This window comes from Oceanobacillus sp. FSL W7-1309 (genome assembly GCF_038002145.1).
In the GTDB taxonomy this organism is placed as follows: Bacteria; Bacillota; Bacilli; order Bacillales; family Amphibacillaceae; genus Oceanobacillus; species Oceanobacillus profundus.
The window spans coordinates 728,358-742,011 of record NZ_JBBOBX010000001.1 but is presented as its reverse complement, the minus strand read 5'-3'; the positions used below and the strand labels follow the sequence as shown (position 1 = coordinate 742,011).

At 35.3% G+C, this 13,654-nt stretch carries 12 protein-coding genes; 6 read left to right on the top strand and 6 right to left on the bottom strand.

Annotated features, from left to right (window positions below; all coding sequences use genetic code 11):
• Positions 1–145: 145 nt before the first annotated feature.
• The 3 genes from NST46_RS03395 to NST46_RS03385 all read left to right on the top strand — a co-directional run bounded on the left by NST46_RS03395 (position 146) and on the right by NST46_RS03385 (position 6,120).
• Complete coding sequence (locus NST46_RS03395; RefSeq protein ID WP_341136777.1) at positions 146–3,484, top strand: SH3 domain-containing protein; 3,339 nt, start codon at positions 146–148, stop codon at positions 3,482–3,484.
• Positions 3,485–3,679: 195 nt separating this feature from the next.
• A complete protein-coding gene (gene wecB / locus NST46_RS03390; RefSeq protein ID WP_095307950.1) occupies positions 3,680–4,801 on the top strand; it encodes a non-hydrolyzing UDP-N-acetylglucosamine 2-epimerase in 1,122 nt (373 codons plus the stop codon).
• Between the two features lie 230 nt (positions 4,802–5,031).
• Positions 5,032–6,120 (top strand): MraY family glycosyltransferase, encoded by a 1,089-nt coding sequence (locus NST46_RS03385; RefSeq protein ID WP_095307952.1) that lies wholly within the window; start codon positions 5,032–5,034, stop codon positions 6,118–6,120.
• A 43-nt stretch (positions 6,121–6,163) separates the two neighbouring features.
• Here NST46_RS03385 and NST46_RS03380 read toward each other — a convergent pair whose 3' ends face one another.
• The 3 genes from NST46_RS03380 to NST46_RS03370 all read right to left on the bottom strand — a co-directional run bounded on the left by NST46_RS03380 (position 6,164) and on the right by NST46_RS03370 (position 9,178).
• The gene (locus NST46_RS03380) at positions 6,164–7,204 is read right to left on the bottom strand and encodes an LCP family protein (protein ID WP_341136776.1); all 1,041 of its coding nucleotides are present in this window, start codon (positions 7,202–7,204) and stop codon (positions 6,164–6,166) included.
• A 178-nt stretch (positions 7,205–7,382) separates the two neighbouring features.
• Entirely contained in the window at positions 7,383–7,775 is a 393-nt protein-coding gene (tagD, locus tag NST46_RS03375; RefSeq protein WP_095307956.1) for a glycerol-3-phosphate cytidylyltransferase, read from the bottom strand.
• 290 nt (positions 7,776–8,065) lie between these two features.
• The gene (locus NST46_RS03370) at positions 8,066–9,178 is read right to left on the bottom strand and encodes an NAD(P)/FAD-dependent oxidoreductase (RefSeq protein ID WP_341137316.1); all 1,113 of its coding nucleotides are present in this window, start codon (positions 9,176–9,178) and stop codon (positions 8,066–8,068) included.
• Between the two features lie 209 nt (positions 9,179–9,387).
• Between NST46_RS03370 and NST46_RS03365 the strand changes: the two genes are divergently transcribed.
• Both NST46_RS03365 and NST46_RS03360 read left to right on the top strand, forming a co-directional pair.
• Complete coding sequence (locus tag NST46_RS03365) at positions 9,388–10,110, top strand: WecB/TagA/CpsF family glycosyltransferase (RefSeq protein ID WP_341136775.1); 723 nt, start codon at positions 9,388–9,390, stop codon at positions 10,108–10,110.
• 465 nt (positions 10,111–10,575) lie between these two features.
• The gene (locus NST46_RS03360) at positions 10,576–11,337 is read left to right on the top strand and encodes a glycerophosphodiester phosphodiesterase (RefSeq protein ID WP_341136774.1); all 762 of its coding nucleotides are present in this window, start codon (positions 10,576–10,578) and stop codon (positions 11,335–11,337) included.
• 321 nt (positions 11,338–11,658) lie between these two features.
• Here the strand turns inward: NST46_RS03360 and NST46_RS03355 are convergent, their stop codons facing one another.
• A complete protein-coding gene (locus tag NST46_RS03355; RefSeq protein ID WP_341136773.1) occupies positions 11,659–11,874 on the bottom strand; it encodes an Rpn family recombination-promoting nuclease/putative transposase in 216 nt (71 codons plus the stop codon).
• A 221-nt stretch (positions 11,875–12,095) separates the two neighbouring features.
• Here NST46_RS03355 and NST46_RS03350 point away from each other — a divergent pair, with 221 nt between their 5' ends.
• Positions 12,096–12,635, top strand: a complete 540-nt coding sequence (locus tag NST46_RS03350; RefSeq protein WP_341136772.1) for a hypothetical protein — start codon at positions 12,096–12,098, stop codon at positions 12,633–12,635.
• A 114-nt stretch (positions 12,636–12,749) separates the two neighbouring features.
• On the opposite strand, the gene NST46_RS21845 is transcribed toward NST46_RS03350, so the two are convergent.
• Together NST46_RS21845 and NST46_RS03340 are read right to left on the bottom strand one after the other, a co-directional pair.
• Positions 12,750–12,800 (bottom strand): hypothetical protein, encoded by a 51-nt coding sequence (locus NST46_RS21845; protein WP_445321730.1) that lies wholly within the window; start codon positions 12,798–12,800, stop codon positions 12,750–12,752.
• A gap of 245 nt (positions 12,801–13,045) precedes the next feature.
• Entirely contained in the window at positions 13,046–13,438 is a 393-nt protein-coding gene (locus NST46_RS03340) for a hypothetical protein (protein WP_251661491.1), read from the bottom strand.
• Between the last annotated feature and the right edge of the window lie 216 nt (positions 13,439–13,654).

Here is a 13,654-nt window from a genome sequence, read left to right as displayed (position 1 = left end):
TTTACTGTCAAATAAAGTTCAAAAGTAGATGCATATTCAGAGTAATTTCCATTGTTTTCCTCGTGCGAAAGTACTATAATGAAACTATCATCCTATCAAATAGGGTGATAGTTTTTATTATAATCGTGAAGAAAGGAGGCCACAAATGTACAACAAAAGAAACGCTTTTTACTTCTCCTTGTTGACCTTCATACTATTGATGCTTGCGCAAATCGCTTTCCCATTTCAAACACATGCTGAACCGTTGAATGAAATAGAAACAGAAGTTGAAACTGAAGATCTGGATACATATCAAGAACATCCATCGGAAGTTAACGAAGCAAAAGTAGTTCAGGAAATATCTGAAGAAAAAGAATCACATCAACCAATAGTTGAGAATGATTTAGTTTCTCACGATGATATTCTTTCAAAAAATGAGGACAAAATTGTAGAAAAAAGTGAAACGGAAAAATCTGATGAAGTGGCTACAGAAAGTGCAGAAAGCGAAGAAGCAGCGATAGAGGGAACTCAACCTGAAATGGATCCTAGCAGAGAGGATACAGGTGACCAGGAAGCATTCGAAGAGAATACTACAGATGAAGATATAGACGAAGAACGACAAGATACACTTGATGAACCGGGTCAACCTAAAGATGAGATAGAAGAGTCTCTGAATAATGAAAAAGAATCAGTTACAGAGGAATCTAACGAAGAGATAGATCTTGAAGAGACGCCAGATGTAGAGCAAGCTAAGGCAGAGGATATTAAAGAACCCACAGACTTAGATAAAAAAGAATCTGACACTGAAAAAGCTGCAGAGGAAAAAAGTGGGTCAATTGATGAAAAGAAAACGGTAAAGCCCTCTGTACAGAAGGCAACAGCTAAAACCTTTTCTTTAGCCAAAGCTGCAAATACAACATCGAATTATTTTAAAGTTACCACGAATAACTTAACTGTCTATGATAATCGTGGTGATGGTCCGTTAAAACCAATTGGAAAATTGAAAAAAGACCAAGTTTATTCCATTGTAAGCGACTATGGTAACTGGTGGCGCGTTCAGTTTGGGGACATTTATGGATATGTGAAGAAATCAGATACAGTACTTGGAAATAAATCTGAAATTAATAATTTGAATAAATCATATTCCAATACTGACCATAAATATAAAGCTAACCAAAGTGTAACAGTATATGACAATACTTCTGGAAGCTTAGTTCCATTTGGAGAGCTTAATAAGGGAACCATATTCCCGATTGCCACGGATTATGGAAACTGGTGGCGAGTGATTTTCTTAGATCGCGTGGGTTATGTACGAAAAAGTGAAGGTGATCTTCAATATGCAGCATTCCAAGATTACTTTAGAGCCGACAAAAATCTACCAATCTATGATAATCGTGGCAATGGACCGTTGAAACAAGTTGGAGAGGTAGAAAAAGGACAAGTCTATCAAAGAGTTAGCGACTATGGCAGCTGGCATCGTATTCAATTCGGAGATTTTTATGGTTATGTAGAAAAATTTGAGACTACTCCGGATAATGGTAAGTCTATTAAAAACAAAAATAAAGACTACACAAACACCAAACATCACTTTAAATCAAACCAAAAAGTGACCGTATACGATAATACTTCTGGAAGCTTAGAGCCATTTGGCAAATTGGATAAAGGCACTGTATTTCCAATCGCTACTGAGTATGGCAACTGGTGGCGAATTGTACTTGCTGATCGTGTAGGTTATATTCGGAAAAGTGAAGGCGACCTTCAGCATGCGAAATTCAACAACTACTTTAAAGCAGATCAAACCACAGCAATTTATGACAACCGTGGTTCAGGTCCACTCCAAAAAGTTGGTGAAGTGATCGAAGGGCAAGAGTATTCGATTGTTAGTGACTATGGTAACTGGCATCGTATCCAATTTGGGGACATATACGGCTATGTAAGGAAATTTGACACGACCCCAACTATTGGAAACTCGATCAAGAATAAGAATAAAAGCTATACGAACACATCACGAGATATTGAAGTACTTCAAAAGGTAACGGTGTATGACAATACATCTGGAAGTCTAGTTCCTTTTGCTAGCCTTGACAAAGGTACGATATTCCCGATTGCTACAGACTATGGTAGTTGGTGGCGCATTGTTCTTGCAGATCGAGTCGGTTATGTCAGTAAAAATGAAGTGAAGGCTGAATTTAAAAGTGGGGATAAGTATTTCCGGGTGCATCAAAATAACTTACCAGTTTATGATAACCGAGGCTCTGGTCCTTTAGAAAAAGTTGGATCTTTACAAAAAGATCAAGTGTTTTCGATTGCAAGTGATTATGGTAACTGGTGGCGTGTGCAGTTTGGAGATATTTATGGATATGTCAAAAAATCTGATACAGGCTACGCAACAGGTTCTGAAATAAAAAATAAAAATAAATCCTATACCAATTCAAGCAGTAAACTGATTACAAAAAATCAGGTGACAGTATACGATAATACTTCAGGCAAACTAGTTGCTATGGGGAAAATAGATAAAGATATTACATATGCCATCGCTACGGATTATGGTAGCTGGTGGAGGGTAATATACTTAGATCGTGTAGGTTACGTGAATAAAGCCGATGTTGATATTTATGGAGTTACCAGAACTTCTTATGGTTTAACCTTGGAAGAAGCGTTAAACATGCAAATGAACGTATCACCACAAACGGATAGTCGTTATGCGTATGTTTCTAAAACGTATATTGACAGCAATAATAGAGTGACAGCTAGTACGCTTAATGTACGTAGCGGCCCCGGTGTCTCCGGAAATAGTGTGGTTGGTCAATTAAGTGAAGGTACAAGGGTTAATATACTAGGTGAAACAAATGGTTGGTATCAAATTGAGTTTAATCATGGAACATGGGTAAATGCTAGCGAGGAAGACGTATTGTATTACCTAGATCCAACTAATTTTATCAATGATTCGAGACTGCAATTTCAATTTCTAGACCTTTCAAAAACAAGTGATGCAGTTATAGCAGAGTTGAACAAGTATCTTTCTGGTAAAGGGACGCTTTCTGGTCAAGCGCAGGCTTTTAAAGATGCAAGCAAAGTACATGGAGTAAACGATATTTATCTAATCTCTCATGCCATATTAGAAACAGGTCATGGTGGTTCTACATTAGCACAGGGAGTAATGTATAATGGTGTAAAAGTTTATAATATGTATGGTGTAGGTGCTTATGACAGTTGTCCAATAGAATGCGGTGCAAAAAAAGCTTATGAAGAAGGCTGGACAACACCATATAAAGCAATAGTTGGTGGAGCAAGTTTTATTGGTAACAATTATATTAAAGCAGGACAAAATACACTTTATAAAATGCGTTGGAATCCAGAAGGAATGGATCGTTATGGCTATGCAACACATCAATATGCAACTGATATTGGCTGGGCTTCTAAACAAGTTTATACAATGTATAATCTTTATCAGGATTTAAACTTAATTAGTTTACATTTAGATATACCTGTTTATGAACTCTAAAAAAGAGGGCTCTCATCGGTTTCTGATGAGAACCTTTTTTTTATTGTAACTTAATAAAACACAATAATTAAGGAACATATAAGGAAAGTTTATTATCAATTCTAAAATAAACTGGTATAATTATTTATGTTACATCTTAAAAGAAAAAGATTAAACTATTTTCAATAGTGAATTAACAAATTTGGAGTGATAATTTTGTCGAAAAGAATCAAAGTAATGACTATTTTTGGAACGAGACCGGAAGCTATTAAGATGGCTCCACTTGTGTTGGAATTAAACAAGCGAACTGAGGAATTTGAGTCAATTGTTACAGTTACTGCTCAACATAGAGAAATGCTTGATCAAGTATTAGAAATCTTCAAGATAACACCAGACTTTGACTTAAATATTATGAAGAAACAACAATCGCTAGCACAAATTACTACCCGTGCTTTAGAAGGATTAGATGAAGTAATGAAGAAGACACAACCTGATATTGTGTTAGTGCATGGTGATACAAGTACTACCTTCGCTGCCTCTCTTGCTGCTTATTACAATCAAATTGCGGTTGGTCATGTGGAAGCCGGACTGCGCACATGGGATAAATATTCACCATTTCCAGAAGAAATGAACCGTCAACTTACTGGTGTAATGGCAGATCTGCATTTCTCACCTACTGAAAAATCAAAACAAAATCTTTTGAATGAAAATAAACCAGCTGATCGTATAGTTGTCACAGGCAATACGGCGATCGATGCATTGAAAACAACAGTTGATGAATCATACACAAACCCGATTCTTAATGAATTAGGTGATAAGAGACTTGTTCTAATGACAGCGCACCGAAGAGAGAACTTGGGAAGTAATATGAAACAGATGTTTCGTGCAATTCATCGTTTAGTAGAGACACATGATGATATCCATGTGATCTATCCCGTTCATTTAAATCCGGTAGTTCAAGAAACGGCAAATGATATTTTAGGTAACAATGATCGTATTCAATTAATTGAACCACTTGATGTTGTTGATTTCCATAACTTTGCATCGCATGCAGACCTAATACTGACAGACTCTGGAGGTGTTCAAGAAGAAGCACCGTCATTAGGAGTACCCGTATTAGTATTAAGGGATACTACTGAACGTCCAGAAGGAATTGATGCAGGTACATTGAAATTAGCAGGAACTGATGAAGATACCATTTTTAATATGGCTAATGAATTATTGAGCGACCAACATGAATACAATAAAATGGCAAAAGCATCCAATCCATATGGAGACGGTGAAGCATCTGGTAGAATAGCAGATGCAATTCTTGAGTTTTTCAATAAAAATAAATAACTATCAACTAAACGCAAGTTATACCTTTGTTTATCTTTATAAAAAGGTACTTGCGTTTTTTGTTTTATTGAGTCAGGTAGAGTATAATTTTAAAATACGCTTACATAGGAAAATATTGTTTTTCGTTGAGTAAGGCATCTATATAATATTTGCTTTATAAAGATATACTTTCCTATATTTTATGTTAAAATAAATAAGACTATATCAAACTACTAAGTAGGTGCACACTTATGTGGAACATAAGCGAATTGCTTATAGCATTTCTAATTTCCTGCGGGACAGCATTACTTGTAACACCTTTAATTATAAAACTATCCTTTAAATTTAATATCGTTGATAAGCCGGACAATAACCGTAAAATGCATAAAGGTCCTAAACCGAGTATGGGTGGGCTTGGTATTTTTATCGGTACAGCCGCAGGTTTTTGGTATTTACAGCCTGCTAGCCCAGAGATGAATGCAATTATACTTGGCGCGTTTATTATGCTGATAACAGGAATAATTGATGACATGTTTGAAATAAGAGCGGCCTATAAATTATGTGGTCAGATTGCAGCTGCTGTAGTAGTTGTCTCATCTGGATTAATTATTGATAAGGTGACCTTGCCATTTACTGGAACTGTGTTTTTAAATGAATATGTCGGAATTGCTTTGACGATCTTTTGGATTTTGGCAGCCTCTAATGCGATTAACTTAATTGATGGTTTAGATGGACTGGCTGCTGGGGTTTCTATAATTGCTTTAATCAGCATACTCATAATGGCTGTAACAGATTTCAGATTTATCGTAGTGGCTTTATGTGTTATTTTGATTGGAAGCTCTTTAGGTTTTCTTTTCTTCAACTTCCATCCGTCTAAGATTTTTATGGGGGACACAGGAGCATTGTTTCTTGGGTATTCGATCGCAGTTGTATCGATGCTTGGGTTATTTAAAAATGTAGCGTTCTTTAGTTTTATCATACCGATAATTGTTATTGCCATTCCGGTCTTTGATACATTGCTGGCTATTATAAGAAGGACGATGAATCATCAGGGGATTGCTAAACCAGATAATAAACATATCCATTATCAGTTGATGAAAAGAGGGTATTCACATCGTGCTTCCGTTCTAATCATCTATGGTTTTAGCGTATTCTTTGGAATCATGGCTGTAATCTTTAATAGTGCGACACTATTATCATCATTAGCTGTATTGGCATGTATATTAATAGGATTCCAGCTGTTTTCTGAAATAGCTGGGATAACCATTCATAATCGCCAACCAATACTACGGGGGATTCGTCAGCTTACAAAACTGCGAAAGCCTAACAGAATGAAATAAAAGAAGCATCTAATCTACTAACACTAGATTAGATGCTTCTTTTTTAATAGGACTCTGAAGTACTTTCAATCGTTGAATCTTGATTATTTGCAACGGATGAATTAATTTCTAGATGATCCTGTAATAAAGCTTTTGTTTCCTCTAAAGATGGTTGATCAAGTGCCCAATAATATTTATTTGCAGGCTGATAATCGTATCCTTCTAATGATAAAGTATTAATCTCGATGTTCTTTCCTTTTGTACCGTACGTAATAAATGTTTTCATATCGCTAAACGTCATATTTGTCGTCATATTATCGCCAACAGCTTCTAACAAATCATCATAATTTAAAATAGAATTAAGTGACGTTGCTTTATTGATTACTGCTTTCATAATTTCCTGTTGTCTCTTACCACGCTCAATGTCATTATCGAGCTTTCTTGTTCTTGCAAGTGCAAGTGCTTCTTCTCCACCAACGTCTTGAACACCCGGCATGAGGTGAATTGAATCACGCTTATCCATTGAATCGGATTCTTTGAATTCGTATGGCACGTCTACGGATATCCCGCCTAAAGCATCGACAACATCTACAAATGCATGGAAGTTAACTTTTACATAATAATCGACAGGAATATCGAGTAAGTTTTCAACCGTTTCAATCGCACCAGTAGTTCCGCCGAAATAATGTGCATGATTGATTTTATCCTCATAACCAACTTCTGGAATGTAAACTAATGAATCACGCGGGATACTTAGAAGATTAACGCTCTTTTCATCTTTATTGAAAGTGGCAAGCATTAAAGCATCTGTTCTTGCACTGTCAGCATTCCCCCGATGATCATTTGAGTCGATACCCATGATTAGCACCGAAACATTATCAATATTTGGATCAACAAGTGCATCCCTTAATGGGGATTTTTCTCTTTCTGTCTCTACATAGGAGTCTGACATTACGGTATCCGCTTTTATATACAAATAAGTACCATAGCCTAGTACACTAAGAAAGGCAACTAAAATTGGTAGCAAGATAAAATAAACTTTTTTACGTATTTTTCGTTTATGTCTTTTAACGATTCGAGTCTGGGTAATTCGATTATTACTCATTATGTTTTCTCCTTAAATAACAATTCTATTAACTACTCATCCAAAAACATACTACAATTTATTTTACTATGAAAGTAGCAATTCGTAAATTAAATTTTAATTACAATGTGAAGGATAAATAGTTTCCATATGTATTAGACGTTCAACATCTGAAAAGGATACATTATTTCTTATATTTCTATTGGTTGTTATTCATATTTCTTTTAATCTCTGATGTTGAGATACCTTCAGTTCTTGGGAAATATACAACCTCACAATATTCCTGTAAAAAATCAAACTGTCCTTTCCAGTCATCTCCCATTACAAAAATATCAATATGATAACGTTTCACATCATCGATTTTTTGATCCCATGAATACTCTGGAATAACCTTATCAACGAAACGAATCGATTCTAAAATCATTTTCCGATTGTCAAAAGTATGATAAGCCTGTTTATTTTTTACTTTATTAAATTCATCTGTAGAAATTCCTACAACTAAATAATCCCCTAGATCCTTTGCGCGGCGTAGTAAATTGATATGACCAGCATGAATCAAATCGAAAGTTCCATATGTTAGTATTTTTTTAATGGGTTACGCCTCCATTTTTTACTGATGATTTTAATAATTATCATATCATAAATGTGAAACTAAAACTTACATAAATCGACTTTTTTAGTACAAATAGGACAGACGAAGCTACAAGTCTGTAATCAAATGGTTGAAGTCCTGATATTAGGATTCACGTCAATAGTTGTTCAAAAATATTTCTGTAAATAAACTTAGGATATCATTAGTAACAATTTCCTTATTTTTCTTTTAAAAAATAAGGAAAGATTCTTACCGCCATTTCTATTAAACTCTAAATTCCCTGCACATTATTAGTTTCGTTCAGGCTGATAGGCTGTTAAATCTAAATCAACATCTTTTCCTTCAGCTATTGAAGCAGCTAATGATCCAACATAAGGTCCCATCGTTAAGCCGGATGCACCTAGCCCGGTTGCAATTACAATGCCTTTTACCTTATCAAGCATTCCTAACAAAGGTAAGCCGTCTGGACTCATGGGGCGAAATCCGATTCTCATTTCCTGAACAGTACCACTGGAAAGACCAGGTGCCACGTCTAAAGCATTTGATAGAACCTCATGAATTCCGCCAGCTGTCGTTTTATAATCAAATCCAGAGCCTGTTTCTCTTGTTGCACCGGCAACAACTCTAGCATCATCAAATGCTAACATATAATGACTCGACTTTGGTAATACGACTGGCCAATTGGATGTATCCTCATTTGGTAACGTAATATGAGCAATTTGTCCACGCTGGGCATCAACTTTCAAATCAATACCAACTGGATCTAATAATTGTGGTGTCCACGCACCTGCTGCAGCAATTACAACATCAGCCTGAATTGTTTGGTTTTGATACTTTACTCCAGTAATGACGTCTTGTTCTTTCACAAGGGTTGCTTCCCCTTGAAGGACTTCTGCTCCATGTATTTTAACTGCACGTACCATCGCATCTCGTAGTAACCTTCCGTCAACCCGTGCTGCACCAGAAATAAAGACAGCCTCTAACTGTTCGTTTAAAGGTGGGAATAATTCACGTGCTTCTTGAGCGGACAAGCGCTTAATGTCTCCAATTTCTGGAGCGTTTTCATATTTAGCTTTAACTTCTTTTTCAATTGCATCTAACTCATGTAAGTCTGAACGCACACAAAGGGCTCCAATTCTTTTATAGCTCACATTATCTTCTCCATCGTTCTTTAATTGATCGATAAGGTGCGAATAAAATGAAGCTCCTCTTCTTGCGATCTGATACCAATCTTCGTCCTGCACATGTGAAGAAACCCAAGGACAGACAATTCCTGCACCTGCAGCAGTTGCCGCTCCTTGATGCTTTTTATCAATCAAAATGACATCATGATTATTTTTTACTAATTGATATGCCGCACTTGCCCCTACAATACCACTGCCTACAACAATAATTTTCATAATAGAATTCTCTCCTGTGCGATCTGGATTTTAAAAAATTCAATGTATTCTATAAAAATTATACATCACATGTTAATTGATTGTGAAATAATTAAATATTAATCCATTTAGTCTGAATTTTCCCCCTACCAGGGTGTTTGCTACTATGGTATTTTAAATGTATAGATAAAATGACAGGAATAAAAAAGGAAAGTTTGAAAGGTTGTTAATAGATGACGAGGGTGAACATAGAACAAATTGAAATATTAAATAAAACAAAAAAAGACTTCTTACATTATCATTTATATCCCCGATTGAACAGAAAACAACAAACTTTTGTTGTGTTAGCTGACACGGCAACACTTATGCATGCGGAAAAGGATAGAATTTATAAACAAATCGTTCAGTCAGCAGACTATGTTGTTGCCGGTGGAGAAGGAATTGTAAGTGCTGCAAAATATAAGAAAGAGCCGTTCAAAGAACGAATTGAAGCTTATGATGTCATGCTTGATTTAATCAAATTTGCTCAAGTGCAGGATTTAAGCTGTTACTTTTTAGGTGGGAAAGATTATATAAATGAAAAGGCTGTGTTAGAAGTAGAGAAAATGTTTCCAGAGATAAGTATTGCAGGTCATCATCATGGTTCAATTTCGATTGAAGATTCACAAATCGCAACAAATATGAAACAGGCAAACCCCGATCTTATTTTTGTATCATTAAAGAAAGCCAAACAAGAACAATGGATTGCTACATATAAAAATCAGTTTCAAAAAGGTGTGTTTATCGGAGTAGGAGACAGCCTTGAGCTATTAGCTGGTGAAAGGGAGCAAACACCACGTAATTGGAAAAAGCTAAATTTGGAATGGCTGTATCGATTGCTAAAAAAACCTTCTCGGTTCAGTCAAACAATGAGGAAAATTGGATTTCTCTTGCGTCTGGTTTTGAATACTAAGTAAACTTGGCTAGATTTCAAGGTTGTTTTTACATCTAATCCCAATAGTAAATAGTGTTTGTTTTTAATTAAACTGATTTTCATTAACTTACTATTACGTATGTAAATGATTCGTTAATCATTTGTTAGAAATCAGTAAAAGTGCATTTTTCTGTATCTATTTATGATTAAATAAATATTGTCATAACGAATAGGGATTATGAAAACGGTATAGTTGATATTTCAAAGTCAGGATAAGAAAAAATGTAATGATTTGACTTTTGAGTAGTTTGCAAAATACTGGAATAAGGTATTTATTGGCAGAGTGCAGATAAAGTGTAGGAAACTGCAGTAACGCAATTTAATGCAGTAATTCAACAAGCTAATACGATAAAGGGTCAAGGTAAGGTAACAATTGAGGATGAGTATAGGGAGAGAGAAGATACGCTCTTGCTCCATTATTTAATAATTTAGTAAAGGAAGTGTTTCTATGTGTGAGACAAAGATTTACGGTCATCGTGGTTGTATGGGTATGTTTCCAGAAAACACACTGCTTGGGTTTAGGAAGGCAATTGAGCTTGGTGTCGATGGATTGGAAATTGATGTCCATATGACAAAAGATGGTGAAATTGTTGTCATTCATGATGAAACATTAGATCGAACAACAGATGGATCTGGATTTATAAAGGATTTAACCTTAGATGAGATTAAACAGTTTAGTGCTGGGGTGAAGTATATGCACTTTCAGGATTATGATCCAGCGAACTGGGAAATGGAACGTGTACCAACGTTAAAAGAACTATTAGAGCTGCTGGAGCCTTATCCAATTGATTTGAATATCGAATTAAAGACATATCAATTTCATTATGAGGGTATAGAAGAAAAGGTTCTTTCAATAGTAGAACAATATGGGAATAGAAGAAATGTAATTTATTCTTCTTTTCATTTACCTACATTATTACGTATGAAAAGTCGTGATAAGGAAACGAAAATTGCATGGCTATTAGACCAGCCAATTACACATCCACTCGATTACATGAATGTATTTGATTTAGAGGCATTACATCTATCAAAAAGGATGACATTATTCGATCCGTATGAGTGGAAAGGAATGCTTGATAAAATTCGAGTTTGGACAGTAAATGAAAAAGATGAATTGAAGCAGTTATTAGACCTCCGGGTAAATGCGATTATTACAGATTTTCCGGAAAAAGCTCTCTTTTATCGAAGTGAAAGATTGACATTTTCATAGAAGTGTCTTGCTCGAAAAGATACAATAAGACGTTTCGTTATACTGATTTTCTAGAAATAAAACTTGGATTTAAGGATAAATATGCCAAATCCGAAGATAGGAGCTGCTGAATGATTCAGGGCTCCTATCTATGTGTGAATACCTGTCGAAATGGGTATACATAATTTTTAGGAATTAAGGGCGATATCCAACATTTTTTATCCTAATTTTATAAATTTATAATTTCATAGATGCTTAGCTCCTTTATCTCAGTGATTTCAGCAATAGGCATTCTTTTCGCTAAAAGTTTCCTTGCTACTTTTCTCCAGTAAATCTTTTTCTTTATAACGTTCTACCTAGGAAGAGATACTTACAATTAAGAACATTATCCCCAAATAAAACTGCTTGATTCAACATTCGCTTAAATTTCAATTGAGTTGTCCAATTATCTTTACCAATATAAAGAATGATTGGAATAATCACTGATAGACGGAATGTTTTTCGAGTTACTTCCTTTGCATCACTGCTTTTGATTACTTCTCGCCAAATTTCAACCAAAAAGTTATGGTTATAAGCAAAATTCTGTTTAATGTTTTTATTTTAGCCTGATTTGAGGTAAGTTGATACTAAGAAAAATCGAGTCTAATAGTTATTTCCCGGGAAATATCGACAAAATCATAGTGATAGACTAGTTAGTTTCTTGAGAAAACAGGGTTAATATATCCACTATAATTTAATTGCGCTACCTCTAGAAAAACATCTACGGGAGCATGAAAATAGTGTTTGTTGTTGAAATTTATAAGGCATATCCTAATCAATGGCAGTTCTTATCCCGGATCGAAAAAAACTGTGGCGAAGAGATTGAGGATATTGTTAAAAATAACTCTCTAAATAAAGGAGTCGTTTCTAAGGTAAAGGAACGAACTAATATTGTGAAGATGCCTAAAAGATTAAAAGTTACCAACAGTAATGGGAACCATATACCTAAAAGTAGCTTGCCACCAGTATTGATAAATAAAATAATACAATTAGCAACATTTACTAACCCTGAATTCTTTAAAGCCAAGTCGAAGAGATTATCAACATATAAGATACCAAGAATAATTGATTGTACAGAAAATTACACAGACTACATCATCTTACCAAGAGGGTGTTTGGATCGTTTAAAAGCATTAATGCTGGAAAATGGTACTGAGCTATTAGTGAAAGGAAGATTCAGACCTGTTTTTGGAATCCTCTTTACTAGCTGTTTTAAAATATTCCTGTTCGAAAACCGATTTTTATGGTATAGTATACATAGAAGAATAAATTATTCATAAAATAATAAGGACCGAAGATACTGCTAATATCTCCGGTCAGCAATGAGTCGCTCCTCTTCAAGAGAGGCAGCGCAGTAAGGATAGACCTCGCCGGACTGGTAATCTCAGAGAGGTCTATTTTTTATGGTCGATGATTACTACAACGAGTGTTGCGAACGCAATCATGATAACCATTGTCTCGAAAACAGACATAGGCAACACCTCCCTTCGTTATAGCATATCGCATGACACTATAACGGCAAAAAGTGCGCCGACCTCCCATGAGAAAAAGCAACTATTGCATGTAATCATTATACCTTAAAGTATCAAAAAGCAAAAGAACAAATGTTCTTTTGCGACCTGCCACCATTGCCTTGTAATCCAATACTAAAAGAAGAGCTACTAAATTCAGCACTCCTCTCTTTAATCTTCTACACCCTCTTCACAGAAATAGCCTGAGAATAACTCGTTACTCTACACCCATCTAAATCTGCTTCATTAAGCAGTCCGAGTTCGATTGCAGCGTTTACCTTTCCATCATCAGGTTTTTTAACTACTTGAATGAGGTCATGCATTTGTAATTCTTCTAGTCGTTCAACTGTATCCATCTCTTTAAACTTTTCTGTTTTTCGAATCTGTCGCAGAAGTCTGTAGTCTCCTTCGGTAAACTCCCCCTTTTTATTAGGTCCACTATATTTATCCATATGTGTATGGAAAGAAGCTTTCAATTGACTCATTTCAGATTCGATTTCTTTCTTTAACTTGTTCAAATCATAATAACGGGCTAGCATATCCTCTGTTAACAGCAAATTATCTGTGTTCATTATACCCCTCCAAAAAATATTGTTTGTAGAGTTTATTGATGGGATAGATGAATTATTCATTATTTTTGGTAGGTGTTTTGAAGCTTTCGATGGCATGAATTACGAAATTTGCAGATGGAAAAGGATTGGGTTAAAACAGAGATATAGTGATATTAAGTAAAGAAAAATTCATTTATGAGTCAGAATGCTAGTGCTCAATTTCGGCACTAGCATTCT

Excerpts from the sequence above, each read along its gene's own strand:
- NST46_RS03385 (WP_095307952.1), top strand. The coding sequence starts at position 5,032 with ATGTGGAACATAAGCGAATTGCTTATAGCATTTCTAATTTCCTGCGGG.
- NST46_RS03380 (WP_341136776.1), bottom strand. The coding sequence starts at position 7,204 with ATGAGTAATAATCGAATTACCCAGACTCGAATCGTTAAAAGACATAAA.
- NST46_RS03395 (WP_341136777.1), top strand. The coding sequence starts at position 146 with ATGTACAACAAAAGAAACGCTTTTTACTTCTCCTTGTTGACCTTCATA.
- NST46_RS03340 (WP_251661491.1), bottom strand. The coding sequence starts at position 13,438 with ATGAACACAGATAATTTGCTGTTAACAGAGGATATGCTAGCCCGTTAT.
- NST46_RS03360 (WP_341136774.1), top strand. The coding sequence starts at position 10,576 with ATGTGTGAGACAAAGATTTACGGTCATCGTGGTTGTATGGGTATGTTT.
- NST46_RS03365 (WP_341136775.1), top strand. The coding sequence starts at position 9,388 with ATGACGAGGGTGAACATAGAACAAATTGAAATATTAAATAAAACAAAA.